General features: G+C 72.8%; 24 protein-coding genes. 16 read left to right on the top strand and 8 right to left on the bottom strand.

Going from position 1 to position 26,092, the window contains the following annotated elements:
* Nucleotides 1-111: 111 nt before the first annotated feature.
* Nucleotides 112-753, bottom strand: coding sequence for a ScbR family autoregulator-binding transcription factor (locus ACH4ZX_RS11175; RefSeq protein WP_398271209.1), 642 nt, complete (start codon nt 751-753; stop codon nt 112-114).
* Nucleotides 754-1,014: 261 nt separating this feature from the next.
* Between ACH4ZX_RS11175 and ACH4ZX_RS11170 the strand changes: the two genes are divergently transcribed.
* The gene (locus ACH4ZX_RS11170; RefSeq protein ID WP_398270918.1) at nt 1,015-2,181 is read left to right on the top strand and encodes an IS701 family transposase; all 1,167 of its coding nucleotides are present in this window, start codon (nt 1,015-1,017) and stop codon (nt 2,179-2,181) included.
* An 89-nt stretch (nt 2,182-2,270) separates the two neighbouring features.
* On the opposite strand, the gene ACH4ZX_RS11165 is transcribed toward ACH4ZX_RS11170, so the two are convergent.
* Nucleotides 2,271-2,999: a ScbR family autoregulator-binding transcription factor gene (locus ACH4ZX_RS11165; RefSeq protein ID WP_398270915.1), complete on the bottom strand. Its 729-nt coding sequence runs from the start codon at nt 2,997-2,999 to the stop codon at nt 2,271-2,273.
* A gap of 232 nt (nt 3,000-3,231) precedes the next feature.
* Between ACH4ZX_RS11165 and ACH4ZX_RS11160 the strand changes: the two genes are divergently transcribed.
* The 7 genes from ACH4ZX_RS11160 (at nt 3,232) to pcaB (ending at nt 12,357) form a co-directional block, all read left to right on the top strand.
* Entirely contained in the window at nt 3,232-4,245 is a 1,014-nt protein-coding gene (locus tag ACH4ZX_RS11160; RefSeq protein WP_398271207.1) for a ScbA/BarX family gamma-butyrolactone biosynthesis protein, read from the top strand.
* On the top strand, nt 4,242-5,192 hold the full coding sequence (locus tag ACH4ZX_RS11155) for an NAD-dependent epimerase/dehydratase family protein (RefSeq protein WP_398270912.1): 951 nt from the start codon (nt 4,242-4,244) through the stop codon (nt 5,190-5,192). Before ACH4ZX_RS11160 ends, ACH4ZX_RS11155 begins: the two co-directional genes overlap by 4 nt.
* Nucleotides 5,193-5,328: 136 nt before the next feature.
* On the top strand, nt 5,329-6,306 hold the full coding sequence (locus tag ACH4ZX_RS11150; protein WP_398270909.1) for an NADPH:quinone reductase: 978 nt from the start codon (nt 5,329-5,331) through the stop codon (nt 6,304-6,306).
* 56 nt (nt 6,307-6,362) lie between these two features.
* Nucleotides 6,363-7,046, top strand: a complete 684-nt coding sequence (locus tag ACH4ZX_RS11145) for an SRPBCC family protein (protein WP_398270906.1) — start codon at nt 6,363-6,365, stop codon at nt 7,044-7,046.
* A 73-nt stretch (nt 7,047-7,119) separates the two neighbouring features.
* Complete coding sequence (locus tag ACH4ZX_RS11140; protein WP_398270903.1) at nt 7,120-8,682, top strand: class I adenylate-forming enzyme family protein; 1,563 nt, start codon at nt 7,120-7,122, stop codon at nt 8,680-8,682.
* Entirely contained in the window at nt 8,679-10,697 is a 2,019-nt protein-coding gene (locus tag ACH4ZX_RS11135; RefSeq protein WP_398270900.1) for an FAD/NAD(P)-binding protein, read from the top strand. Before ACH4ZX_RS11140 ends, ACH4ZX_RS11135 begins: the two co-directional genes overlap by 4 nt.
* Before the next feature lie 289 nt (nt 10,698-10,986).
* Nucleotides 10,987-12,357: a 3-carboxy-cis,cis-muconate cycloisomerase gene (gene pcaB / locus ACH4ZX_RS11130; protein ID WP_398271205.1), complete on the top strand. Its 1,371-nt coding sequence runs from the start codon at nt 10,987-10,989 to the stop codon at nt 12,355-12,357.
* A gap of 1,112 nt (nt 12,358-13,469) precedes the next feature.
* Here the strand turns inward: pcaB and ACH4ZX_RS11125 are convergent.
* The 4 genes from ACH4ZX_RS11125 to ACH4ZX_RS11110 form a co-directional block, all read right to left on the bottom strand.
* The gene (locus ACH4ZX_RS11125) at nt 13,470-15,389 is read right to left on the bottom strand and encodes an anthranilate synthase family protein (protein ID WP_398270897.1); all 1,920 of its coding nucleotides are present in this window, start codon (nt 15,387-15,389) and stop codon (nt 13,470-13,472) included.
* A complete protein-coding gene (locus tag ACH4ZX_RS11120; protein ID WP_398270894.1) occupies nt 15,386-16,009 on the bottom strand; it encodes an isochorismatase family protein in 624 nt (207 codons plus the stop codon). The genes ACH4ZX_RS11125 and ACH4ZX_RS11120 overlap by 4 nt, the downstream gene beginning before the upstream one ends.
* Before the next feature lie 120 nt (nt 16,010-16,129).
* Nucleotides 16,130-16,900, bottom strand: coding sequence for a 2,3-dihydro-2,3-dihydroxybenzoate dehydrogenase (locus ACH4ZX_RS11115; RefSeq protein ID WP_398270891.1), 771 nt, complete (start codon nt 16,898-16,900; stop codon nt 16,130-16,132).
* A 33-nt stretch (nt 16,901-16,933) separates the two neighbouring features.
* Nucleotides 16,934-18,121: a 3-deoxy-7-phosphoheptulonate synthase gene (locus tag ACH4ZX_RS11110; RefSeq protein WP_398270888.1), complete on the bottom strand. Its 1,188-nt coding sequence runs from the start codon at nt 18,119-18,121 to the stop codon at nt 16,934-16,936.
* Between the two features lie 327 nt (nt 18,122-18,448).
* On the opposite strand from ACH4ZX_RS11110, the gene ACH4ZX_RS11105 reads away from it, so the two are divergent.
* A complete protein-coding gene (locus tag ACH4ZX_RS11105; protein ID WP_398270886.1) occupies nt 18,449-19,186 on the top strand; it encodes a restriction endonuclease in 738 nt (245 codons plus the stop codon).
* A gap of 116 nt (nt 19,187-19,302) precedes the next feature.
* On the opposite strand, the gene ACH4ZX_RS11100 is transcribed toward ACH4ZX_RS11105, so the two are convergent.
* Nucleotides 19,303-20,004, bottom strand: a complete 702-nt coding sequence (locus ACH4ZX_RS11100) for a DUF5324 family protein (protein ID WP_398270883.1) — start codon at nt 20,002-20,004, stop codon at nt 19,303-19,305.
* Nucleotides 20,005-20,393: 389 nt separating this feature from the next.
* On the opposite strand from ACH4ZX_RS11100, the gene ACH4ZX_RS11095 reads away from it, so the two are divergent.
* Nucleotides 20,394-20,927, top strand: coding sequence for a peptidylprolyl isomerase (locus ACH4ZX_RS11095; protein WP_360755014.1), 534 nt, complete (start codon nt 20,394-20,396; stop codon nt 20,925-20,927).
* A gap of 151 nt (nt 20,928-21,078) precedes the next feature.
* Nucleotides 21,079-21,966 (top strand): rhomboid family intramembrane serine protease, encoded by an 888-nt coding sequence (locus ACH4ZX_RS11090; RefSeq protein WP_398270880.1) that lies wholly within the window; start codon nt 21,079-21,081, stop codon nt 21,964-21,966.
* A 313-nt stretch (nt 21,967-22,279) separates the two neighbouring features.
* Here the strand turns inward: ACH4ZX_RS11090 and crgA are convergent, their stop codons facing one another.
* The gene (gene crgA, locus ACH4ZX_RS11085) at nt 22,280-22,534 is read right to left on the bottom strand and encodes a cell division protein CrgA (RefSeq protein ID WP_398270877.1); all 255 of its coding nucleotides are present in this window, start codon (nt 22,532-22,534) and stop codon (nt 22,280-22,282) included.
* Between the two features lie 141 nt (nt 22,535-22,675).
* Here crgA and ACH4ZX_RS11080 point away from each other — a divergent pair, with 141 nt between their 5' ends.
* The 5 genes from ACH4ZX_RS11080 to ACH4ZX_RS11060 are packed head-to-tail and all read left to right on the top strand — an operon-like array spanning nt 22,676 to nt 26,084.
* Complete coding sequence (locus tag ACH4ZX_RS11080) at nt 22,676-23,455, top strand: DUF881 domain-containing protein (RefSeq protein ID WP_398270874.1); 780 nt, start codon at nt 22,676-22,678, stop codon at nt 23,453-23,455.
* Between the two features lie 23 nt (nt 23,456-23,478).
* The gene (locus tag ACH4ZX_RS11075; RefSeq protein WP_398270871.1) at nt 23,479-24,180 is read left to right on the top strand and encodes a class E sortase; all 702 of its coding nucleotides are present in this window, start codon (nt 23,479-23,481) and stop codon (nt 24,178-24,180) included.
* 19 nt (nt 24,181-24,199) lie between these two features.
* Nucleotides 24,200-24,397 (top strand): hypothetical protein, encoded by a 198-nt coding sequence (locus ACH4ZX_RS11070; RefSeq protein ID WP_398271203.1) that lies wholly within the window; start codon nt 24,200-24,202, stop codon nt 24,395-24,397.
* Nucleotides 24,394-25,032, top strand: coding sequence for an aminodeoxychorismate/anthranilate synthase component II (locus tag ACH4ZX_RS11065; RefSeq protein WP_360755026.1), 639 nt, complete (start codon nt 24,394-24,396; stop codon nt 25,030-25,032). Before ACH4ZX_RS11070 ends, ACH4ZX_RS11065 begins: the two co-directional genes overlap by 4 nt.
* Nucleotides 25,029-26,084, top strand: coding sequence for a class E sortase (locus tag ACH4ZX_RS11060; protein ID WP_398270868.1), 1,056 nt, complete (start codon nt 25,029-25,031; stop codon nt 26,082-26,084). The genes ACH4ZX_RS11065 and ACH4ZX_RS11060 overlap by 4 nt, the downstream gene beginning before the upstream one ends.
* Nucleotides 26,085-26,092: the final 8 nt, after the last annotated feature.

Raw genomic sequence — 26,092 nt, 5'->3', positions numbered from 1 at the left:
CCGGAGGCACCGTCCGTCCGGGGGAGGCCGGAAGATCGTCCGCCGTTCCGGATGTGAGGCGGGTTCCGCGGTGCGGTCGGCCGGGGGACCCGCCTTCCGGCGTGCGCGCTCCTACTCCGAGGGCGCTCCCGCGGGGGTGCAGCTCTCCGACAGCGCCGGCCGTACCACCTCCAGCATCCGCACCAGCCACTCCTGGGTCGACCGGCGGGAGGCGAACGGGCCGTCGCCGAAGGCGATCTCCGCCGGCGAGCGGCTCATCGACGTGGCGCCGACCACCAGGGACATCAGCAGACCGGTGGCCGGGCGGACCTCGACGCCGGACAGCAGGGAACCGTCCGCGCGGGCCCGCCGCAGGGCCCGGAACAGGGCGCCGAGCCAGTTGAGATGGCAGTGCAGCGAGGGGTCGTCGGGCGTCTCGATCTCGTGGGCCAGGCGCGCCCCCGCGCGGACGACGATGTCGCCCTGCAGCATCCGTACGAGCGCGTCGGCCATGTCGACCGCGATCTCGAAGCCCGGCCCCTGCCGGTCCGCCAAGTCCGCCAGCACCGCGCCCGACACCCGGCACGCCTCGGCCTGGACGGCCCGCGCGAGGTCGGACTTGGCCGCGAAGTGGAAGGTCAGTGCCCCCTTGGTGACCTGGGCCCGTTCACTGATCGCCGACAGGGCGGCCCGCTCGTAGCCGACGTCGTCGAACACCGTCGAGGCGGCCCGGACCAGCCTGGCCCGGGTGCGCTCGGCCCGCTCCTGCTTCATCACGACCAGCTCCTCGTTTGATCGTCAATACGACGACAGTAGAAACCGGGCGTGCGGTCTGTCAAAGGTCAGGGGCTGAATGGCTTGATCCATGACATTCTCCCCGTCAAATGACGAGAACCTGCGGGTTTTCGGGGCAGGCTGCGAGCCAGGAGGCCCTGACCTGGGGGCGTTGACAGACCGCGCGCCCGGTTTTTAATGTATGGCTTGTTCTTGAGCATTCAGGTGGCTGCACGACACGACACACCGAAGGGGGACACTGTGAGCACTGCCGTCCTGAGGCCTGAAACATCTCCCGCGGAGGCCGGCCTGGCCGAACTGACCGACCTGCTCTTCGCCTCGCTGCGGCGGCGGGACCAGCGGGACAAGGGAGCGAAGTACCTGCGCGGACTGCTGACGGCCAAGGGGCGCAAGTCGATCCGCAACATCGCCAGCGTCACCGGCGGCTCGGCCGCCGAGCAGAGCCTGCACCACTTCGTGTCCTGCTCCCCGTGGGAGTGGGCGCCGATGCGCCGCGCGCTCGCGGAGTACGTGCACAAGGCCGTGGAGCCGCAGGCCTGGGTGGTGCAGTCGGTGCAGATACCCAAGGTGGGCGAGCACTCGGTCGGCGTCGGCCGGCATTTCGTGCCGCACCTCGGCCAGACCGTCAACGGCCAGCAGGCCTTCGGCCTGTGGCTGGCGGGCCAGGGGGTGAGTGCCCCGGTCAACTGGCGTATGTACCTGCCGGGTTCGTGGCTCGACGACTCCGACCGGCGGCGCCGGGCGGAGATCCCCGAGGAACTGCCCGAGGAGACGCTGGCGGCCTGCGCCGCGGCCGTCGTCCTGGAGGTCGCCGGATGGGGGCTGCCGGTGCGGCCGGTGGTGCTGGACGCCCGCTCCCCCCAGGTGCGGGGCGCGCTCGACACCTTCGCCGCGCTGGGCGTTCCGTTCCTGGCACGGATCGACCCGGGCGACCGGCTGACCGTCGCGGACCCGGCCCTGCCGGGGTACGGCGCCGGGGCGCTGCCGGCGCAGCACATCATGCGGTCCGTCAGCGGGTTACGCCGTCCCGTCCGGTGGCTGGACCCGAGTGCGCCGACGCCGGCCGTGCGCACCTCGCTGGCGGCGGCGATACGGGTGGAGCCGGCGCGCGAGCCGTCCCGGCCCGCTGCCGCCGAGGCCGGGCGGGGGCGGATGCTGCTGCTCGGTGAGTGGCGCGATCCGCGGCGCCCGCCGGCCGAGCTGTGGCTGACCGGCATGGGCGCGGCGCCACCGGGCGCGCTGCTGCGCCTGGGCAAGCTGGTGCGCCGGGTGGCCCGCGACTACCGGGAGGTCGGTGAGCCGAGCGGGCTCAGCGAGTTCGCGGGCCGTTCCTTCCACGGCTGGCACCGGCACGTCACGCTGGCCTCCGCGGCGCACGCCGCGGCCCTGCTGGGAGAGCGGCGGTGACCGGGTACCGGGCCGTGCCGGCGGTGCTGGTGCCCCGGGGGCTCGCCCTGCTGACGGCGGGCATGCCCACGGAGCCGCGGCCGGGTGCCTCAGCCGGTGCCGGCCGTGACCCCCGCGCCGCGGTCGGTGCTGTCGGCGTCCTGGCCGGTGGTCCCGGTGTCGGTGTCCTGGCCGGTGGTCTCGGCATCGGCGTTCCGGCGGGCGACCTGTTCGGCCGGGTCGGTGGCGCCCTCCGGGCGCAGCCGGGCGATGGTGGCCGGGTGGGCGATGGACGGCAGGATGTGACGCCACATCACGCCGACCCGTACCCGCAGGTCGGCCCGCCGGCTGACGGCCTCGGAGACCAGCTGCACCCCGGTGAAGGTGGCCACGACGAACTCGGCGGTCTCCCGTGGTACCACCTGCGGCAGCACCTCGCCCTGTTCCTGTCCCTCGGCCAGCAGCCGGGTGGTGAGGTCGAACCAGTCGTCCCAGGGATGGGTGCCGTGGAAGAACACGCCCTCGATGGACAGCCGGGTGCCCGCCCTGGCCAGGGCGTCGTGGCGCAGCACGTGCGCGAACTGGTGGGTGATGTCGATGACCGACTGCAGGGGTGACAGCTGCGGGGGAACGGTGACCAGAGAGGTCTGCCCGTCCATGATCGCCTGGGCGAGTGACTCCTTGGACGGGAAGTGGAAGTACATCGCGCCCTTGGTGACGTTCGCCCGCCGCAGGATCTCCGAGGTGGCCGCGCGTTCGTAGCCGCACTCGGCGAACACGCTCGCTGCGGCTTCCACGATCGAGCGCCGGGTCTGCACCGCGCGCGCCTGCTTGGCCATGTCTTCCCTCCGAGGCGATTGCACCGCCATTCTAGCCGACCATGCGGTCTGTTTCCGTAGGTCCCTCCTACCGACCATGGGCGGAACGATGCCGCCGAGGGCGACCTGTCCCCTTATGGGGTTGTTGGGTCACCTGGCAAGCGCCCTGGTTTATCCAAAGAAAGAGACCGCTCATCCCGTTTGTTTTCATGTGACACCGGGCCACTCGCTGAAGGGGACACCACCCGTGACCATGCTCCTCGCCCCGCCCGACCACTCCACCCGCCTGCCGGTCCCGCGGGAGTTCGTCCACCGGAGTGCCGACGACGACGTCCTGATCACCCATTTCCAGACCGGTGCCGACGGAACCCACCGGATGGCCGCCCGCTGGCCCCGCGCCCACGCGCTGTTCGGCCCGGTCGCGGGCGGCGGCGACAACCCGATGCTGATGGCGGAGACGATCCGCCAGGCGGGCGCGGCCGTCGCGCACATGGCCTACGGCGCCCCGACCGACCTGCACTTCCTGCTGTGGGACCTGCGGTACGAGGTGCCCGGCGACGTCCTCGCGGCCGGCGTCCCGCTCTCCCCGGCGACCGCGGTCGTGCGGTGCGACGACGTGCGCCGGCGCGGCGGCCGGCTGGCCTCCTTCCACCTGGAGGTGGACCTCTGGCGCGGCGGCCTCCGGGTCGGCCGCCGCGGCGCCTCGGCGACCTGCGTCACCCGGGCCGCCTACCGCAGACTGCGCCCGGCCCGCCCCACGACGCCCACGGCCGTCGCGGCGCCCACGGCAGGCATGGCGCCCACCGCCGTTGCGGCGCCGGCCGTCGTTGCGGCGCCCGCCGTCGTCGCGGTGCCCGCCGCCGTCGACGGGTCCGAGCCGGTGACGCCCGCGCTGGCCGGGCGCACCCGGGCCCGGGACGTGCTGCTCGCGGCCACCGGGACGCCCGGGGTGTGGCGGCTGCGGGCCGAGCGCGGCCACCCGGTCGTCTTCGACAGCCAGAGCGACCACCTGCCCGGCCGCGCGATCGTCGAGGCGATGCGGCAGGCCGCCCAGCTGGCCACCGGGTACCCGCACATGGTGGTCCCCTCCCTGGACGCCGGGTTCCGCCGGTACGTGGAACTCGACCGTCCGTGCCACGTCACCGCCTCCCTCGGGCGCCCGCTCCCGGGCGGCGGCCTCCCGGTCCGGGTGACCCTGGTGCAGGACGGCGAGGTCGCCGCCGAAGGCGTGCTCACGGCGCGTCCGGTCGCCGGCGGTGCGTCGTGACCGGGCGGATCCTGGTCACCGGCGGCACCGGGTTCATCGGCTCGGCGGTGCTGCGGGCGCTGGCCCACGACGACGCGTCCACGGTGACGGCGCTGGCGCGCCGGCTGCCGTTCCCGTCCGACGCGGTACCCGGCGTCGAGTACACCGGCGGGGACCTCACCGATCCCGCCTCGCTGCGCGGCGCGTGCGGCGGCGTGGACACCGTGCTGCACTGCGCCTCCCACGTCGGCGGCGACGAGGACAGGTGCCGGGCGGTCAACGTCGACGGCACCCGCGCCCTGCTCGCCGAGGCCGCGCGCGCCGGGGTCCGCCGGACCGTCCTGCTCTCCACCACCGCCGTCTACGGCGCCGGACCGCACCGGGGCCTGACCGAGCACGAACGCGAGCCCGCGCCCGCCTCGGCGACCAGCCGCACCCGGCTGCTGGCCGAGCGCGCCGTGCGCGCCGCGGGCGGCACGGTAATCCGGGCGCCGCTGGTGTACGGCGCCGGGGACGTGTGGGTGGTCCCCTCCCTCGCCGAACTGCTCGACCGCGTACCGGCGTTGCCGGAGGACGGCCGGGCCCGGCTGTCACTGCTGGCGGTCGACGACCTGGCCCGGCTGCTGGCCGCCCTGGCCCGCGACCCCGGCCTCGTCGCCCCGGGCACCGTCCACCACGCCGCCCACCCGGACACCCTCACCCTGCGCGAGTTCACCGGCCTGCTCGGCGACACCCTCGGCCTGCCGGTCCCGTCGGCCGGCCTGCCCCTGGACGCCTACCTGGCCCGCCTGGCCGAGGCGCCCGGCACCGTCAGCGCGCACCAGGCGCGGCTGCTCGCCGAGGACCGCTGGTACCGCAGCACGCTGTGGTCCCTGACCGGCTGTCCGCCCGGACCGGGCCACGCGGCGCGGCTGGCGGAGGCGGCCGCCTGGTACCGGCGGTACCTCGCGACACGGAACCGCACCTGACGGCGCCGCACGTCCCGCCTGCCGCATCCTGCTCTCCACGCGCCCGTTCCCCGCCACCGCCGCCCTGCCACCGTCTTCCTGCTCCCACCGCCGCTGTCCTCCCGCCCCCGCCCGGATTCCGGAGAGAGACCCGCCCATGCTCGCTGCGTACATCGACCGGTTCGGCCCGCCCGAGGTCATCCGTCACGGAGAGCTGCCCGACCCGGTGCCCGGACCCACGGACGTCCTGGTGGCGGTCGACGCGGTCGCCGTGAACCACGTCGACACCTTCGTCCGCTCCGGCGCATGGCGCACCCCCGTCCCGCTGCCGTTCGTCGTCGGCCGCGACCTCGTGGGCACGGTCGTCGCGGCCGGGCCCGGCGCGCCCGGCTTCGCGCCCGGGGACCGGGTGTGGTGCAACAGCCTGGGGCACGAGGGGCGGCAGGGCGCCGCCGCCGAGCGGGCGGTGGTGCCGGTCGACCGGCTGTACCACCTGCCGCCCGGCGCCGACCCGCTGGACACGGTGGCGGTGGCGCACGGCGCGGCGACCGCCCACCTCGGCCTGTTCACGCACGGCCGGCTGCGGGCCGGCGAGAGCGTGGTCGTCGTCGGCGCCGCCGGGAACGTGGGCGGGGCGGCGGTGGTGCTGGCCGCCCGCGCCGGGGCCCGGGTCGTCGCCGTGGCCTCGGCGCGCGACGAGGAGCGCTGCCGCTCCCTCGGTGCCGCCGAGTTCGTCGACCACCGTGCTCCCGACCCGGCCGCCCGGATCCGGGCGGCCTGCCCGTCCGGCGCCGGGGTGTGGCTGGACACGGCCGGCGTCAACGACCTCCCGCTCGCCGTGGACGCGCTGGCGCGGCGCGGCCGGATCGTCCTGCTGGCGGGCCTGCGCACCCGCCCCGCGCTGCCCGCGGGCCCCCTGTACCTGAAGGAGGGCTCGGTGCACGGCTTCGCCATCTCGCACGCCACCGTCCCCGAACTGGCCGAGGCGGCCGCCGCAGTAGGCCGGCTCACGGCGGAACGGGCCCTGGCCCCCCGCGCGACAGAGATGCTGCCGCTGAACGCGGCGGCCGAGGCGCACCGCCGCCTGGAAAACGGCGAAGTGCACGGCAAAATGATTCTGCTTGTGAGGACTTGACGCACCCTCAAAGAACGCGTTGACCGTACCCGGAGGCGGTCGCGAGGATTTCCGGCATGACGACAGAAAGCATTGCCCACGCGTCCGCGTCCGGCGTCGCCGCCGGCGCCGCATCCGTCATCGACACCGTGCCGCTGTTCGAGTTCCGGGCGGAAATCCAGGTCGCCGCGGATCCGCACGGAATCTATTCCGTCGTCAGCGATCTGCCGCGCAGTCGCGAATGGAGCCCGGAATGCCGCGGCGGCACCTGGAAGGGCGGTCCGCCCGCCGCCGTCGGCACCGTGTTCCGCGGCGAGAACGAGCGCTCGCCCGAGGTGGTCGGCTGGGCCCCCGTGGTCCGCGGCACCTGGTACACGGAGGCCGAGGTCGTCGCGGCCGAACCCGGCCGCACCTTCCGCTGGGCCATGCTCACCGCCGCCGGCGCGAGGCAGGAGAGCGTCTGGGGCTTCGACATCGAACCCGGCACCGCGCCCGGCACCAGCACGCTCGTCCACCACTTCCGTATGGGCCGCGCCACCGAGGGAATCCGGTCGATCACCGCGGAACTCGACGAAGCCGCACGCCGGGATTTCATCACCGAATGGGGCGTGAAGCTGGAAAAGGATCTCGCCGCCACGGTACGGCGCATCAAGCAGGTCATCGAAAAGACCGCGGAGATGGCCACGGAGACGGCCACAGCGAAGTCCAAGGAGAAGGCCACCGAGAAGGCCATCGAGAACGTCGACGAACAGCAGGGCTGAGCACAGCGGCCTGAAATCGTGTTCCGTCGGTCACCGGCGGCCCGGCCTCTGCGGCACTGCGGGAGGAACGCACATGTTTCTGCAGCGGATAGCTAACAACGGAATCCGGCTGGGAACGCTCTTCGACAGGGCGGCCGCCAGGTTTCCGGCGAACTTCGTGGTGCTCGACCACGACCTCGACTGCGCGCCCGGCTTCGGCCGCCGCGCCACCGTCACCGAACTCGCCACGCTCGTCGACGATTTCGCCGCCCGGCTGTGGGCCGCCCGGGTCCGCCCGGGCGACCGGGTGGTGCTGCACAAGTCCGACGGGTTCGACATCACCCTGCTCGCCGTCGCCGTCGCCCGCGTCGGCGCGACCGCCGTGCTGCTCTCGCCCAAGCTGGACGGGGCCACGGTCGCCGAACTCGTGCGCCGGGTGAACCAGCCGTACCTGATCACCGACCAGGACAAGCTGGACCACCACCTGCCCGACGACATCGCCGGCCTCACGCAGGGCGTGCTGCTGGCGGCCGGCCGCCACGAACGGGCCACCGCCCTCGCGGACCTGGCCGGCGCCCCCCGCGTCGACCCGGTGACGATGTCCCCGGACCACCCGGTGCTCATCACCCACACCTCCGGCACCACCGGCATCCCGAAACTCGCCGTCCACACCAACCGCACCTTCCAGGCGCGCTACCGCCCCCAGGCGAGTGTCGTCCGCCTCATCGACAAGCGCGAACCGGTCGCGATGCACATGTCGTTCGTGCACTCCCGGCTGTTCACCGCGATGCCCATCTCCCTCCTCCAGGGCCACCCGCTGATCATGCTGCGCGACGACGAACCGGCGGCCGTGGCCGAGCTGTTCACCCGGGTCCGCCCCGGCATCGTCGAGACCCACCCCAACACCCTGCTGCGCTGGGAGGTCCTGGCCGACGACCCGCGCCGCCCGCTGGCGCACGTCAAGTACTTCTCCAGCACCTTCGACGCCATCCACCCCCGCACCGTCGCCACGATGCTGCGCGCCTCCGAGCGCCGCAAGCCCCGCTACGCCCAGATCTACGGCCAGAGCGAGGTCGGCCCCGTCGCCGCCCGCACCTACACCGACCGCCACCCCTTCGACGGGCGCTGCGTCGGCATGCCGTTCCCCGGCATGACCGGCGTGCGCGTCGTCAGCCGCGACGGCAACCCGGTCAGCAAGGCCAATCCCGGCTTCATCGAGGTGCGCACCGACGGGCGCGTCCTCACCTACCTCGGCGAGCACCCGCGCTGGCAGAAGCAGGTCAACGACGGCTGGTGGCGCATGGGCGACCTCGGCTACCGCACCAGATGGGGCTGCCTGCACCTGCTGGACCGTGAGGTCGACCGCATCCCCGGCATCGACAGCACCCTGGAGATCGAGGACAAGCTGCTCGGCCGGCTGCCCGAACTGATCGAGGTCATCATCGTGCCCGGCTCCGGCGGCGTCCCCTCACCCGTGGTGTGCACCCGCGACGACCTGCCGCTGGACGGCGCCCGGTGGCAGGCCGCGCTGGACGGCCTGCCCGCGCTGGGCGAGCCGGTGCAGTGGCGGCAGCGCGACCTGCCGCAGACGGCCACCACCAAGATCAAACGGCTGGAGCTCGCCCGGCTGCTGACCGCCCGGGAGGTACCGGCATGAACGGCCCCCGCACCGACACCCGCACCGAGATCTGCGTGATCGGGGCGGGCCCGCGCGGCCTGTCCGTGCTGGAGCGGCTGCTCGCCAACGAGCGTCGCACGCCCACGCACGACGAGGTCGTCGTGCACGTCGTCGACCCGGCCGCCCCCGGCGCCGGCACCGTCTGGCGCCCGGAGCAGTCCCGTCACCTGCTGATGAACACCGTGGCCTCGCAGATCACGGTCTTCACCGACGACTCCGTCCGCATCGAGGGCCCCATCGAACCCGGCCCCAGCCTCTATGAGTGGGCCCGCAGCCTGTCCGTCCTCGGCCAGTTCGGCGACTACGACGAACACACCCTGCAGGAGGCCGCCGCCCTCGGCCCCGACACCTACCCCACCCGCGCGTTCTACGGCCGCTACCTGCGCGACTGCTTCCAGCAGATCGTCGCCGGCGCGCCCGCCCACGTCCGCGTGCGCGTGCACCGCAGCCGGGCCCTGGCGATGGCCGACACCCACGGCGTGCCCGGCGGCCCGCAGGGCGTCCGTCTGGAGGACGGCACCCGCCTCAACACCCTCGACGCGATCGTGCTGGCCCAGGGCCACGTACCGGCCCGCCTCACCCCGCGCGAGGCCCGCACCGCCAGCCTGGCCCGCATCCACTACCTGACCTACCTCCCCCCGGCCAACCCCGCCGACCTCGACCTGAGCGGCGTACAGCCCGGCCAGACCGTGCTGCTGCGCGGCCTCGGCCTCAACTTCTTCGACCACATGGCCCTGTTCACGGCCGGCCGCGGCGGCGCCTTCGTACGCCGCGACGACGGCGGGCTGACGTACCTGCCCTCCGGCCGCGAACCGAAGCTGTACGCGTTCTCCCGGCGCGGCGTGCCCTACCACGCGCGCGGCGAGAACGAGAAGGGCGCCCACGGCCGCCACCACCCGCGCCTGCTCACCCCCGGCTTCGTCGCGCGCCTGCGCGGCCGCACCGGAGCGCGGCACGCGGGCCCCGGCATCGACTTCACCGGCGACCTGTGGCCGCTGATCCGCAAGGAGGTCGAGAGCGTCTACTACGGCACCCTGCTGCGCGCCCGCGGTCGCGGCGCCGAGGAGGATGCCTTCGTCGAGCGGTACCTGGCGCTGCCCGAGGACGAGGAGACGGCGCTCCTCGACGCCTTCGGCATCCCCGCCGCCGAGCGCTGGGACTGGGAGAAGCTCTCCCGCCCCTACGGCGACCGGGTCTTCGCCGACCGCGACGACTTCCGCGACTGGCTGCTGGAGCACCTGCGCGACGACGTGCGCGAGGCGCGCGCCGGAAACGTCCGCGGCCCGCTGAAGGCCGCCCTCGACGTGCTGCGCGACCTGCGCAACGAGATCCGGCTCGCCGTGGACCACGGCGGCCTGGACGGCGCCTCGCACCGCGACGACCTCGACGGCTGGTACACCCCGCTCAACGCGTTCCTGTCGATCGGCCCGCCCGCCTCCCGCATCGAGGAGATGACCGCGCTGATCGAGGCCGGGGTGCTGACCGTCACCGGGCCGGGCACCCGGGTGCGCATCGACACCCGCTCGCCCGCCTTCGTCGCCGACTCCGAGGCCGTGCCCGGACCGCCCGTCCGCGCCACCGTCCTCATCGAGGCCAGGCTGCCGGAACCGGACCTGCGCCGCACCGACGACCCGCTCCTGCAACACCTGCTGAACACCGAGCAGGCGGCGCCGTACCGCATCGACAGCGCCCACGGCCCGAGTTACGAGACCGGCGGCCTCGCCGTCACCGAGCGCCCCTACCGCCTCCTCGACGCCCGCGGCCGCGCCCACCCGCGCCGTTTCGCCTACGGCGTCCCCACCGAGTCCGTGCACTGGGTCACCGCCGCCGGCATCCGCCCCGGCGTGGACTCCGTCACCCTCGGCGACTCGGACGCCATCGCCCGCGCGGTCCTCGCCCTCCCGCCGCACGCCCGGCCACCGTCGGGCATCCACCCGGTGGGGACGGGCGCGGACACGGACACGGACGCGGACGTGACGGAGGTGATCGTGTGAACACCGCGGCCGGGGCCGGCGTCGGGTTCGTGGTCGAGGTGGTGGCGCGGCGCGGCTTCGCCGGCGCTGGGCCGGGGCCGGTCCTCGTGTTCCCGGCGGTGCGGGCGGCGGCGGACGGGGGACCGCCGCCGGGGGCCGCGGCGCGGGGCGCTTCCCGGGACGCGGGGCCTGGGCCGGTCGTGCGGGGCGTCCCGCGGGGGGTGGCCGCGTGAGCACCACCGCCCCCGACGAGGTCGCTGTCCCCGACGAGGTCGCCGTCCCCGACGAGGTCGCCGTCCCCGGCGACCTCGTGGACGCCGGGCTGCTCTCCCCCGTCCGTGCCGGAACGCCCGTCGAAGCCGCCGTCGGTGACCGGGCCTGGCTGCAGGCCATGCTCGACGCCGAGGCGGCGCTCGCGCGGGCGCAGGCCCGGCTCGGCACGCTGCCGGAGCGGGCCGCCGACGTCATCGGCGAGGCGGCCCGGGCCGGCCGGCTCGACCTGCGCGCCCTCGCGCTCGCCGCGCGGGAGACCGCCAACCCCGTCGTCGGCCTGGTGCGGGCGCTCACCAGCGCCGTCGCCGACGTGGACCCGGCCGCCGCCGAGTACGTGCACCGCGGCTCGACCAGCCAGGACATCCTCGACACCGGCGGCATGCTGGTCGCCGCCCGGGCCCGCGCCCTGACGGTCGCCGACCTCGACCGGGCCGCCGCCGCGTGCGGCGCCCTCGCGGCCGCCCACCGCGACACCCCGATGGCCGGCCGCACTCTCGCCCTGCACGCCGTCCCCACCACCTTCGGCCTGAAGGCCGCCGGCTGGCAGCGGCTGCTGCTGGACGCCCGGCAGCGCCTGGCCGCCGTGGCGCTGCCGGTCTCGCTCGGCGGCGCCGCCGGCACCCTGGCCGGCTACCTCGAGTACGCGGCGATCGACACCGCCGGCCCCCTCGACCGCGCCGCCTACCTGGACCGCCTCGTCGACGCCTACGCCGCCGAGACCGGCCTGGACCGGCCGGTGCTGCCCTGGCACGCGCTGCGCACCCCCGTGGCGGACCTCGCCGCCGCCCTGGCGTTCACCGCGGGCGCGCTCGGCAAGATCGCCGTGGACGTGCAGTCGCTGGTGCGCACCGAGGTGGGCGAGGTCGCCGAGCCCGGCGGTGCCGCCCGCGGCGGCTCCTCCGCGATGCCGCACAAACGCAACCCGGTCCTGGCGACGCTGCTGCGCAGCGCGGCCCTCCAGGTCCCCGTCCTGGCCGCCGGCCTGACCCAGTGCCTGATGAGCGAGGACGAGCGGTCCGCGGGCGCCTGGCACGCCGAGTGGCTGCCGCTGCGTGAGTGCCTGCGGCTCGCGGGCGGCGCCGCCCACACCGCCGTCGAACTCACCGAGGGCCTGCACGTCCACGCCGACCGCATGCGCGCCAACCTCGCCCTGACCGGCAGCGGGATCGCCTCCGAGCGCGTCGCCGCCGTCCTCGCCCCCGGCCTGGGCAAGGCGGCCGCCAAGCAGCTCCTGGCCCGTCTCTCCGCCGACGCCGTCCGCACCGGCCGCCCGCTCGCCGACCTCCTCGCCGAGGTCCCCGGCCTCGCACTGGACACGGCGGACCTGGCCGCCCTGTGCGACCCGGCGACGTACACCGGAGCCGCCGCAGAACTGGTCGACCGGGCACTCCACGCGGCAGACACCTGACCGACACCCGCCCCCACGACCGCGCCTGGCTGGGGGCGCCACCCGGCCCCACGACCGCTCCTGGACTCCGCGGCCGACATCGGTCCCACGACCGGCATCAGGCTCTGCGGGTCGGCACCCGGTGCCACGGCTGGCGCTTGGGCCTCCGGCCTGCGCTTGGGCCTGCGGCTGGCACTTGGCTCTCCGGTCGGCGGGTGGCCCTCGGCCGACGCCTGTCCCACGGTCGGCACCCGGTCCCACGGTCGGCGCTTGGCCTTGCGGTCGGCACCCGGTCCCGCGGCATCCAGTCCTACCGTCGGCGTCTGGGGACCGGCACCTGGTCCTACGGCCGACGCCTGGGCCTCTGGCCGACGCCTGGGCCTTCGGCTGGCATCCGGTCCCCGGTCGGCACCTGGCCCTCCGGGCCGGCACGTGGCGCTCGGCCGGTGCCTGGCCCTGCGGGCCTGCACCGGGCCCCTCGGCCTGCGGCTGGCACCTGGCTCTCCGGTCGGCGGGTGGCCCTCGGCCGACGCCTGTCCCACGGTCGGCACCCGGTCCCACGGCCGGCGCTTGACCCTGCGGTCGGCACCCGGTCCCACGGCGCCCAGTCCTACCGTCGGCATCTGGGGACCGGCACCCAGTTCCACGGCCGACGCCCGGCCCTCCGGCTGGCACCTGGCCCCCTGGCGGACGCCCGGCCCTCCGGCTGGCATCCGGTCCCACGGGCGGCACGTGGCCCTCCGGGCCGGCACGTGGCGCTCGGCCGGTGCCTGGCTCTGCGGGTTCGCACCTGGTCCCACGGCACCCGGTCTTACGGTCGGCATCCGGCTCTGCGATCGGCACCCGGTTCCGCGGCTGGCGCCAGGCCCTCCGGCTGGCATCCGGTCGCAAGGTCGGCATCTGGGGATCCGCCCCTGATCCTCCGACCGGCACGTGGCCCTGGGCGGGCACGTGGTCCTCGGCCGGTGCCTTGCCTGGCTCTGTTGCCGGCACCTGGCCCCACGCTCGGCATCCCTTCCCTACGGCCGGCACCCGACCCGGCCCCACGACCCGAAGGGGCCGGCCTCCCGATGGACGGAGGCCGACCCCTTTGCCATTGCCCGTTGCCGGGGCGGGGCGCGGGCGCGGGTGTGTCACCCGACCGCCACCGCCGGCCGCAGGCCGGTCAGCAGCCGGCCCACCAGACGCGGCCCGTCCTGCGTGAGCACCGACTCCGGATGGAACTGCACCGACGCGAAGTGCGGCCCGCGCAGGGCGTGCACCTCGCCCGTGTCCGCGTCGCGGCAGACCTCGACGGCGCCGACGCCCGCGCAGTTGACCCGGTCGCCGTGCGAACGGGCCGCGAAGGTGTTGTAGAAGCCCACCCGCGCGCGCATGCCGAACAGGTCGATCTCGCGCTGCACCCCCTGGTTCGGCACGTCCCGGCGCGCCAGCTCGAAACCCAGCCGCGTCGCGAGCACCTGGTGGCTCAGGCACACCGCGAGGAACGGCCGGCGCCCGGCGATCAACGCGTCGACCGCGCCGCGCAGGTGCGCGATCTTCGGATGCGCGCGCCGGCGCGGATCCCCCGGCCCGGGGCCGAGGACGACGAGATCGTGGTCGGCGAAGGAGTACGCCTCGTCGAAACGCCGGACCGTCACCGCCAGCCCCAGCGAACCCAGCTGCCGCCCGAGCATCGAGGTGAACGTGTCCTCCGCGTCGACGATCAGCACCCGGCCGCCGTCCAGCTGCGGCACCGTCCGCGCCTCGGCCGCACCGTCCGCCAGCCAGAAACCGGCCAGCGAGGCGTTGCGCAGCTCCAGCGCCGCCCGCACGTTCGGGTGGTCCGCGAACAGCGCCGGCCCCTCCGCCTCCAGCGCGGCCAGCAGCCCCGCCGCCTTGGCGCGGGTCTCGGCGACCTCGGAGGCGGCGTCGGAGTGCCGCACCAGCGTGGCGCCCACCGACAGCCGCAGCCGCCCGCCCGCGTCGATGTCGGCGGTGCGGATCAGGATCGCCGAGTCGAGCGTCCGCCCGCCCCGCGCGTCCCGTCCGATCAGCGCGGCGACCCCGCTGTAGTAGCCGCGCCCGTCCGGCTCGTACCGCTGGACGACCCGGGCCGCGCTCTCCAGCGGGGAGCCGGTGACGGTCGGCGCGAACAGCGTCTCGCGCAGGATCTCCCGCGGGTCGCGGCCGGTGCGGCCCTCGACGAAGTACTCGGTGTGCGCGAGCCGCGCCATCTCCTTCAGGTACGGGCCCACCACGCGCGGCCCGTCGTCGCAGATCCGGGCCATCATCTTCAGCTCCTCGTCGACGACCATGTACAGCTCGTCGGCCTCCTTGCGGTCGGCGAGGAAGTCGAGGACGCCGGAGAGGGTGGGCCCGGTGGACGGGTAGCGGTAGGTGCCGCTGATCGGGTTCATCACCGCCGCGCCCTCGCGCACGCTGATGTGCCGCTCCGGCGTCGCCCCGACGAGCGTGCGGTCGCCGGTGTGCACCAGGAACGTCCAGTACGCGCCCGACTCCAGCGTCAGCAGCAGCCGGAACAGGGCCGGCGCGGTGGCGGGGCCGTAGTCGGTGAGGTCGGCGACGAAGGTGCGCTTCAGGACGAAGTTGGCGCCCTCGCCGGTGCCGATCTCGTCCCGCACGATCCGCCGGACCAGCTCCGCGTACGCCTCGTCACCGATGTCGAAGTGCCCGCCCGCCAGCCGCACGGGCGTGCGCGGGGCCCGCGCGAGGAAGTCGTGCACGCGGACCGTCTCCTGCCCGGTGACGGTCATCGCCAGCAGGGGCGTGCCGTCGTCCGGGGCGGCGAAACCGCGCTCGGCGATCTGCCGGTACGGCACCAGCGCCAGCACCTCGTGCCGCCCGGCGCCCGGATCCCGCCCCACGGGCAGGTCGGCGAGGCGGGCGACCTCCGCCACCTCGCCGGTGAGCACGTCCAGCAGGCCCGGACCGGTCACCTCCGGCCGGTGGAGAAGCGCGTACGGCACTCCCGGGCCGCCGGGAGCCAGCACCCGGTCCAGCAGGCCGCCACCACCGCCGTCGCCGCCGTCGCCGCCACTCGTGCCGCTCATGCGAAGACCTCCTTCGCGGTGGTGACCACGGCGCAGCGCCGGGCCGCGTAGTCGAGGGTCGTACGGTGCTCCGCCGCGCCGAAGTCGGCGACGCCGTCGGCCACCAGGAACGGCTGGATGTCGTGGGTGAAGGCGTCCACCGCCGTCATCAGCACGCCCACGTGCCCGTACACCCCGCACACCACCAGCTGGTCACGGTCGTGCGCCCGCATGCGTTCCAGCAGGTCGGAGCGGAAGAAGGCGCTGTAGCGCCACTTGGTGAACAGCCAGTCCCCGTCCCGGGGCGCCAGTTCCTCGACGATCTCCCGGTCGGCCGGCGCGGTACGCATGCCGGGGCCCCAGAAGTCCTTCAGCAGACCGCGCTGTTCGGGGCTCATGCCGCCGGGCTGGGCGGTGTAGGCCACGGGGACGCCGAGGGCCCGCGCCCGGTCGGCCAGCGCCGCGACGTTGGCGACCAGCTCCGCCCGCAGGGCCTCGGGAAGCGGGGCGAGGAAGTAGCGCTGCATGTCGTGCAGCAGCAGCACCGCCCGCCCGGCATCGGCCGTCCACGCGGCGGTGTTCGCGGGCAGCTCGCCCGCGCCGGGCAGGGGATAGGGGGCGATCGTGGGTATGCCTGCCATGGCCGACGGGTCCTTTCGACGAAACCGGAGCGAAACCAGCGAAACCAGCGAAACCAGCAGAAGCAGCGGAACCAGCGGAACCAGCGAGGGGAGTGTGGGCGGGGCGTCGGACCGGCGGGCCTAGCTGCCCAGGGACGCGCCGCCGTCGACGGTCAGGACGTGCAGGGTGATGTGGCGGGCCCGGTCGGACAGCAGGAAGACGACGGCGTCGGCGACGTTCGACGGCTGGGCGATGCGGCCCAGCGGGATGCCGGTGCGGAACGCGCCGGGATCGCCCTCGACGGTGCCGGTCCGCCCGCTCTCGTCCCGCCACATGGAGTGCAGCATCGGCGTGTCGGTGGAACCCGGCGCCACCACGTTGCAGCGGATGCCGTGCCGGGCGACCTCCAGCCCCAGCGACTTGGTGAACATCGTGGCCGCGGCCTTGGACGCCCCGTACGCCGCCATCGCCGTACGGGGAGTGCCCGCCGCGTTGGACGCCACGGTGACGACCGAGCCGGCGGCCCGCGGCACCATGCGCCGCACGACGGCCCGGCACATGTGGAAGACGCCGTCGGTGTTCACCCCGAACGTCGCCCGCCAGTCCTCGTCGCTGTAGTCCAGCACCTCGCCCAGACGCAGCACACCGGCCGCGTTGACCAGGTGGCCGACGGGCCCGAGCGTGCTCTCCACGTCGTCCACGACCCGTTCCACGTCCGCGCCGTCGGTCACGTCGACCGGGAAGGCGTGCGCGTCGTACCCGTCGCCGCGCAGCTTCTCCACCGTCTCCGTCAACCGGACGGCGTCACGGTCCAACGCGGCGACGACAGCTCCCTGTTCGCACAGCGCCCGGGCCACCGCTCCGCCGATACCGCCGGCGGCGCCGGTGACCACGGCGACTCGGTTCTCCATCGTTTCCTCCCACCACTGCAACAGCCGGAACAGCTAGGACCGCCAGGCCGACACGACGGTGACGGCCTGGCCGAGATTGAGCCGGGGATCGCACAGCGTCGTGTACGACAGCCGTCCGCCGTCCCCGGTGAGACCGAGGTCGCACTCGACGACGTCGTGCGGCGTGGTCTCCAGATGGAGGCCGCCCGCGACACCGCCGGAGGACCGCACGGCCCGCTGGAACGCCTCCACCTCCGCGATCACGGCCTCGACACGGCGGGTCTTCAGCCCGTACTCCGTGCTCACCGTGTTGCCGTGCATCGGGTCGGTCAGCCACACGACCGGATGCCGAGCCGCCCGCACCGCCCACACCAGCGCGGGCAGACGTTCGCCCACCAGGTCCGCGCCCATCCGGGCCACCAGCGTCAGCCGCCCGGGCTCGCGGTGCGGATCGAGCCGCGCGCACAGGCGCAGCACGTCGCCCACGCTGGTGTCGGGGCCCACCTTGCAGGCCACCGGGTTCACCACGTCGGACAGCAGGGCGACATGAGGGCCGTCGGGCTGCCGGGTGCGCTCCCCGATCCACGGCCAGTGGGTGGAGGTCAGCAACGGCCGGCCGTGCTCGTCGCAGCGGATCAGCGGCATCTCGTAGTCGAGCAGCAGGGCCTCGTGACTGGTCCACACCGACGGCTGTCCGCCGCCCGGCCCGCTCCGCTCCCCGAGCCACCCGAGATGCTCCATGGCCTGCCGGGCAGCGGTGTAACCGTGCAGCAGCCGTAACGGGTCGGGACGGCGCGCGGCCCGTTCGGGCACCGGCGAGTTGACCATGTGCCCGCGGTAGACGGGCAGTTCGACGCCCTCGACGCGCTCGGTCGGCCGTGAGCGCGGCTTCGCGAACTGGCCGGCCATCCGTCCGACCCGGACCACCGGCAGCCGCGTCCGCGCGGTCAGCACACCGGCGAGCGCCTCCAGCAGTCCCGCCTTGCGCGCCACGTGATCGCCGGTGCACTCGGCGAAGTCCTCCGCGCAGTCGCCGGCCTGGACCACCAGGGCACGCCCCGCCGCGACCTCGGCGAGCAGCGCCCGCAGTCGCCGTACGTCCGAGGAGGCCACCAGCGGATCGCTCAGCACCAGTTCCTCCCGCACCGCCGGCAACCGGGGGTCATCGCCCCAGTCCGGCTGTTGCAGGGGCGGGTGTGCCCGCGGGTCGAGCAGAGTTCCGTCCCCTGTCGTCACTGTCACTGGTCGTCTCCCGTTGCGATGGTGAGCTGAGACGGCGGGAATTCGGTGACAGGCTCCCGGAACGAATACGCACTGCCGCCAGATCCTGCCGACACGTGACCCCGAAACACCGGAACCACAGCGGTCCCGCCATGGTGGTCAGCGCTCACCCGGGCGGCAAAGGGCGAGGGGAGAGTAGGTCAGGTGCGGGGGAAAGGTGACAGACAATGCCTGGAAAACCCGCTGACGCACAGGGGAACGCTTATGCTCCAATGCGGCATACGCCTTAAGGCATTTCCGACCGGACCGCCCGTGAATAGGGATCGTGTCTTCTCATCTGACGAATCGTTGATCGAATGGGGCGGGCGCCACGGCTCCGCTCCGGCCGCCGCGCGGCCGTACCGCTCAACGAACGGGCAGAACATGATCGACGAATCGGTGCTCCTGGAGTCCAAGACGCTGCGCAGCAGCGTGCTCGACCGCACGGACGTCCTCGACCGGGTCAAGGCACTGTCACTGCTGCCGGACGGCATGCACGTGACGACGGCGATGGTGGCGGCGTACTTCGAGGTGACCGTCGAGGCCGTCCGGGCTCTGGTGCACGACCACAGGACGGAACTGGGCATGAACGGATACCAGGTCTTGACAGGTTCAGAACTGAGTTACTTCAAGCAACTCAGTGGCATCCAGTCCCGCACCCGCTCCCTGGCCATCTTCTCCCGCCGAGCCGTCCTCAACGTCGCCATGCTGCTCCGGGACAGCGAAGTCGCACGTCAGGTGCGTGCGTATCTGCTGGACATGGAGTACCTGGCGCGTGCACAGCCTGTGGAAAACTCTGTCCACAGCCCCGCCGACTCCCTCGACGAACGTATCGACCAGCGCATCGACCAGCGCATCACGCACATCCTCGGCAGGACCGTGGTGCCGCTGTTCAACGCGCTGATCGAAACCTCCGGCGAACACCGCGGGGAACTGATCGCCCTGCGGGCCGGCGTACAGCGCATCGAGCGTCGGCTCCACCGGCATCACGTCCGGCTGCAAAGGATGGAACTGAGCGCGGGAAAGCCCCTGAAAGCCCTTGATTAGCGGATTCCCGGAGAGGGACGGCACCCACGCATGCGAAAGGCCCGAAACCGCAAAGAATGGTCAGCGGTTTCGGGCCTCGCCATGAATACGGGACTTCTCCCGGTGCGGACCGGTTCTCACTGGCCCTCGTCGCGCCGGGCTGCCTCCTCCTCGGCCTGCTTGGCCTGCACCTCCGGGTCGAGCACCGACGGGCCGGTGCCGTCCACGGACGTGAGCCGGCTCGACTCGGGGACCTCGGTCGCCGCGGGCGGCTCGACCAGCCAGTCCGGGTTGGCCTGCTTGTCCCACCACTTCCAGGCGGCGAAGGCACCGCCCGCGACGGCGCCGAAGACCACCAGCGCCTTGGCCAGACGGCCCGCCCTGGCCCGCCGCTCCTGCCTGCGGACCAGCTTCTGGATCTGCTGCGCCGTGACCTGGCCGCGCAGCGCGGCCAGCGCGGCCGCACCGCGCGCCGCGGCCTCGGCGCCGGCGGGCCCGGCCACGGCCACGGCGTGCTCGATCTTCGGCCGGGAGTAGTCGGCGGCCTGCCGGGCCGCCGAACGCGTACGGACGGCGGCCTCATGGGCCGCGTGGTCGACTTTCGGCGGCACGTGCGCACGTGCCTGCTCCAGGCGCGGTGCGACATGGACGCCGTACTGGGCGCGGGCCTGCTCTGCGGCCAGCGTCACCTTGGGCGCGAGCCGTACGCGTGCCTCGTGTGCGTAGTGTGCGGCCCTGTCCTTGGCCGTGTCGGCGTAGGGCGCCACCACTTCCGCGGCGTGCAGCACGCTGTCCTTCGCCGAACCGGTCGCGGCGCGCACGCTGTCGATGCGGGTCACGGGTTCCTCCTCCTCGGTGGCGTACGGTATTTCGACTTTCCACCCTTTAACGGATCATGCCTGCCAATGGACCCCGGGGCATGTGAGGGCGGGCATCCGGGTCATGCGGCGCGACTCCGGGCCGTCCGGCGGTGCGGAGCCGATCGAGAGTCCGGTCGGGGGAGCCGATCAAGAGTCGACAATCGGATATGAGGATGAATACGGTGCAAGGGGTGCTTGTCGTCGACAATGCCACGGATAGCCGTCGAGCGCCCCCGAACCGGACGCACTCGCCCTGTTCTCCCCCACCGACTTCCCCCCTGACCGCGCCCGGAACCGGCCGGCGGGCGACGCGCGGCCCGGACCGTGCGAGGATCAGGGAGTCACAGGAAGACAACGGAAGGCAGATCGTGGCTGAGCAGCTTTACGCCACCCTGAAGACCAACCACGGCGACATCGAAGTCCGGCTCCTGCCGAACCACGCCCCCAAGACGGTCAAGAACTTCGTCGAGCTCGCCAAGGGCGAGCGTGAGTGGACCAACCCCGCCACGGGCCAGAAGTCCACGGACAAGCTCTACGACGGCACGGTCTTCCACCGGGTGATCAGCGGTTTCATGATCCAGGGCGGTGACCCGCTGGGCAACGGCACCGGCGGTCCCGGCTACCAGTTCGAGGACGAGTTCCACCCGGACCTGTCCTTCAACAAGCCCTACCTGCTGGCCATGGCCAACGCCGGTCCGGGCACCAACGGCTCGCAGTTCTTCATCACCGTCTCCCCGACGACGTGGCTGAACCGCAAGCACACCATCTTCGGCGAGGTCACCGACGCGGCCAGCCAGAAGGTCGTGGACGCCATCGCCACCACCCAGACCAACCCGCGCACCGACCGCCCGGTCAACGACGTCGTCATCGAGTCGGTCGTCGTCGAGACCCGCGAGGGCTGAACCGGCACCCGCCGGCCACGCGCCGGCAGGGCGGGAATCAGTCGGCAGGGCAGGAACCAAACGCCCCGCTCATCCGTAAAGATGGGCGGGGCGGTGCGTATGCGCACAACCGGTATGCGCACACCGCCCGCCGGACGACCGAGGGGAAACCATGGACCACGCGGCAAGCAGCTCGCAGGACGCCATGAGCCTGCCCGGCTGCTACCGCCACCCCGACCGCGAGACGGGCATCCGCTGCACCCGCTGCGAACGCCCGATCTGCCCCGACTGCATGGTGAACGCCTCGGTCGGCTTCCAGTGCCCCGACTGCGCCCGGGGCGGCTCCGGCACCGGCCACGCGCCCTACGCCGCCAGGCCCCGCACCCTCGCCGGCGGCACGGTCGCCGCCGACCCGCGGCTGGTGACCAAGGTGCTGATCGCCGTCAACCTCGCGGTCTTCCTCGTCCAGCTCTCCGTCGGCGACCGCTTCACCGAGCGCTTCGAGATGCTGGGACAGGCCTACGTCCCCGTCCTCCGCTCCGTGCACGGGATCGCCCAGGGCGAGTGGTACCGGCTGCTGACCCCGATGTTCCTGCACGGCAGCTACATCCACATCCTGTTCAACATGCTCAGCCTGTGGTGGCTCGGCGCCCCCCTGGAGGCGGCCCTCGGCCGCGCCCGCTACCTCGCGCTCTACTTCACCTCAGGCCTGGCCGGCAGCGCCCTCACCTACCTGATCGCCGCCCCGAACCAGCCCTCGCTGGGCGCGTCCGGTGCGATCTTCGGCCTCTTCGGCGCCACCGCCGTGCTGATGCGCCGGCTCAACTACGACATGCGGCCGATCATCGCCCTGCTGGTGATCAACCTGATCTTCACCTTCGGCTGGAGCAACATCGCCTGGCAGGCCCACATCGGCGGCCTCGTGGCCGGCGTGATCACCGGCTACGCGATGGTCCACGCCCCCCGCAGACACCGCGCCCTCGTGCAGTACGGCACCTGCGCCGTGGTACTCGTTGCCGTGGTCGTCATCACCCTGCTCAGGACGGCTCAGCTCACCTGAGGTGCCCGGTTGTCCACAGCGTGTGGCCAGTCTTGTGCATGGAGTGCGGGAAGCAGCGCGCCCCCTGACCCGACCAGCGTTCATGCAGGTCAGGCAGGGGGCGAACAGGCGTCCGGGTGACGGTGTGACAGTCGTACCGGTGTCAATGGCCAGGGAGTTATCCACAGATCGTCGTTATCTTTTCCCCAGGTGGCCTGTGGATATTTCCGCGATCTGTGGATAACCCGCTGGTCCCGCGGTTCCCGTGGGTGCCGCCGGTTCCGTGGGTGCCGCCGGTCCCGCGGGTCCCGGCGCTACTACGGCGCTTGCGGCGCTACTTCCACTGGGTGGAGACGGCGAAGCCGGCCGCGATGAACCCGAAGCCGACCACGATGTTCCAGTTGTCCAGCTTGTCGATCGGCAGTGAGCCGTCGGTCACATAGAAGACGACGATCCAGGCGAGCCCGATGAGGAACATCGCCAGCATCACGGGCGCGACCCAGGTGCGGCTGTTCAGCTTGATGGCGGTCGCCTGCTTCGCGGGCGGCGGCGTGTAGTCGGCCTTCTTGCGGATACGTGACTTCGGCACGAGGGTCTCTCCTGTCGATGCGCTGCGTGGCCGCGCAGGTAACTGGGTCGGGCTCCGGGGCGGTGCGAGGGGACTCTTAAACGCTCCTCCGGCCGTCCGTTAGCGTAGTGCTTCCGCGGCGCCGAAGGAGATAAGGGTACGTTGAGCAATTCTGCCGACTCTCCCCAGTCCGGTTCCACCCCTGCCCCCGGGCGCCGCTTCCGGCCCGTGCGGGTGCTCACGGTGGCCGTCTTCGCGCTCGCCGGGCTCATTTTCTTCACCAGTTTCGACACCGCCAAGGGCACCAACATCCGCACGGACACCTCCCTGCTGAAGCTCTCCGACCTCATCCAGGAGCGCAGCCGCAAGAACGGCGAGCTGGACGAGTCCAACGGCTCGCTGCGCGGCGAGGTGGAGTCGCTGGCGGCGCGGGACGACGGCAGGACCAAGGCGGAGGACGAGAAGCTCAAGGCCCTGGAGCGCCGGGCGGGCACGCAGAAGCTGACGGGCGAGGCGATCACGGTCACGCTCAACGACGCTCCGCCGGACGCGACCGCCAAGCTGCCCGGTTATCCCGAGCCCCAGCCCGACTACCTGGTCATCCACCAGCAGGACCTGCAGGCGGTGGTGAACGCGCTGTGGCAGGGCGGCGCCAAGGGCATCAAGGTCATGGACCAGCGGCTGATCTCCACCAGCGCCGTGCGCTGCGTCGGCAACACGCTGATCCTGCAGGGCAGGGTGTACTCGCCGCCGTACAAGATCACGGCGGTCGGTGATCCGGAGAAGCTGAACAAGGCGCTGTCCGACTCCCCGGCGATCCAGAACTACATGGTGTACGTGAACGTCTACGGCCTGGGCTGGAAAGTCACCGAGAACGGGACGGTGACTCTGCCCGGTTACTCGGGCACAGTGGATCTGCACTACGCCGAGCCCGTGGGGTGAGCTGAACCGTTCAGGAGCTGCCGGTGCGCGTCGTCGTCAGGACCGTCAGCGAGCTGTGCATCACCGTGGGCGCCCTGATCGTGCTGTTCGTCGTCTATGTGCTGTTCTGGACGGGTGTGCGGGCGGACGGCGCGATGGATCACCAGATCGACGTCCTGCAGGACCGGTGGGCGCGGCAGAGCGTGCCGTCGGCGGCGGCCGGGGCGTCCGCGTCCCCCGCTCCGGCACCGGCCCCGAAGAGGCCGGCGCCGTATGCCGCGGGCAGGGCCTTCGCCATCATGTACATCCCGCGTCTTGGTTTCACGTGGAACAAGCCGGTCCTGGAGGGCACGGCCGTGGACACGCTGAAGAAGGGGCTCGGACACTACGCGGGCACCGCCCGGCTCGGGCAGCGGGGGAACTTCGCGGTGGCCGGTCACCGGCGGACGTACGGCGATCCGTTCAAGGACTTCCCGAGGCTGCGCCGGGGAGACGCGGTGGTGCTGACGGACGGGACCACCTGGTTCACGTATCGGATCGACAAAGGGCCCTACAAAACGGTTCCGGCGGACGTTGAGGTGATCGACCCTGTGCCACGTATGTCGGGGTATACACGCGAGGGCCGTTACCTGACGCTGACCACCTGCGATCCGGAGTGGGGGCACAGTCACCGGCTGATCGTGTGGGCACATCTGGACTCCACGCGGCCCGTGGAGGCAGGCAGGCCGGGCGCTCTGCGCCGTTAGTCTGGTGCCGGTACGGCGAATGGGTCCGGTGCCGTGGTGGAACGGAAGGGACGGCATGTACGGCTGGATCTGGCGGCATCTGCCGGGGAACGTGTGGGTGAAGGCGCTGATCTCACTCGTGCTGGTTCTGGCGGTGGTCTACATCCTGTTCCAGTACGTGTTTCCGTGGGCCGAGCCGCTGCTTCCCTTCAACGATGTGACGGTGGACAACCAGTGAGCGCGCGGATTCTCGTCGTCGACAACTACGACAGCTTCGTCTTCAACCTCGTCCAGTACCTGTATCAGCTGGGTGCGGAGTGCGAGGTGGTGCGCAACGACGAGGTGTCGACGGCGCACGCCCAGGACGGTTTCGACGGAGTCCTTCTCTCGCCGGGTCCGGGGACGCCGGAGGAGGCGGGCGTCTGCGTGGACATGGTCCGCCACTGCGCGGCGACCGGGGTGCCCGTCTTCGGAGTGTGCCTGGGGATGCAGTCGATGCAGGTGGCGTACGGCGGTGTGGTGAGCCGTGCCCCCGAACTGCTGCACGGCAAGACGTCGTTGGTGGAGCACGGAGGCAAGGGCGTCTTCGCGGGCCTGCCGTCGCCGTTCACGGCGACGCGCTACCACTCGCTGGCCGCCGAGCCGGCGACGGTTCCGGCGGAGCTGGAGGTCACCGCCCGTACGCACGACGGCATCATCATGGGCCTGCGCCACCGCGAACTGCCGGTGGAGGGCGTGCAGTTCCACCCGGAGTCGGTGCTCACCGAGCACGGTCACCGGATGCTGGCCAACTGGCTGGTGGAGTGCGGCGACGAGGACGCGGTGGCACGGTCTGCGGGGCTCGCCCCGGTGGTGGGCAGGGCCACGGCGTGACCGCGTTGCGTCCCGAGCGCGAGTCCGGCGCCTCGTACGGGCAGGAGCCGTACGAGGCGTCCGGGGCGTTCGCGGACTGGTCGGCGGGGCAGCAGGCGCCCGACGCGCCGGCGCTGCCGCCGATCGACGAGGAGACGGTGGCGCTGCGGATCCCCGATCCGCCGCCGGAGCCGTCCCCGTCGCCCTCTGCGGTCCGGTCCGTCACTTCGGCCACAGGAAGCCCTTCCGGCGGCCGCGCGGCCCGGAGAAAGGCCGCCAAGCGCCGTCACGGGCGGCACGGGGGCGCGCGCCCGGCGTCCGCTGCCGCCGCTGCGGCGCCGGAGGCTTCGGGCGCGCCGTTGTCCCGGGTGGAGGCGCGTCGGCGGGCCCGCGCGAGCAAGGCGAGCCCGGCGGTCGTGGCGAGCCGGGTGATCGGCGAGGTGTTCATCACCACGGGCGTCCTCATGCTGCTGTTCGTCTCTTACCAGTTGTGGTGGACGAACGTCCGGGCGCACGCGCAGGCGGACAAGGAGACCAGCAGCCTCCAGCACGACTGGGCGGACGGCAAGCGCGCGCCGGGGAGCTTCGAGCCGGGGCAGGGCTTCGCGATACTCCACATCCCGAAGCTGGACGTGGTGGTGCCGATCGCGGAGGGCGTCAGCAACAAGAAGGTGCTCGACAAGGGCATGGTGGGGCACTACAGCGAGGGCGAGCTGAAGACGGCGATGCCGTCGGCGAAGACCGGCAACTTCGCGCTGGCCGGGCACCGCAACACGCACGGGGAGCCCTTCCGGTACATCAACCGGCTGCGGAAGGGCGACCCGATCGTCGTCGAGACGCAGGACGAGTACTACGTCTACACGATGACGTCGACGCTGCCGGTGACACCGCCGAGCAACACCAGCGTGATCGGGCCGGTGCCGCCCGGCTCGGGGTTCACGCAGCCCGGCCGCTACATCACCCTGACGACCTGCACGCCGGAGTTCACCAGCAAGTACCGGCTGATCGTCTGGGGCAAGATGGTCGAGGAACGGCCGCGCAGCAAGGGGAAGCCGGATGCGCTCGTCGAATAGGGGCGGTT

It is taken from the genome of Streptomyces sp. NPDC020490 (assembly GCF_044335305.1).
Classification (GTDB): Bacteria; Actinomycetota; Actinomycetes; order Streptomycetales; family Streptomycetaceae; genus Streptomyces.
This window is presented reverse-complemented; position numbering and strand designations above follow the sequence as displayed.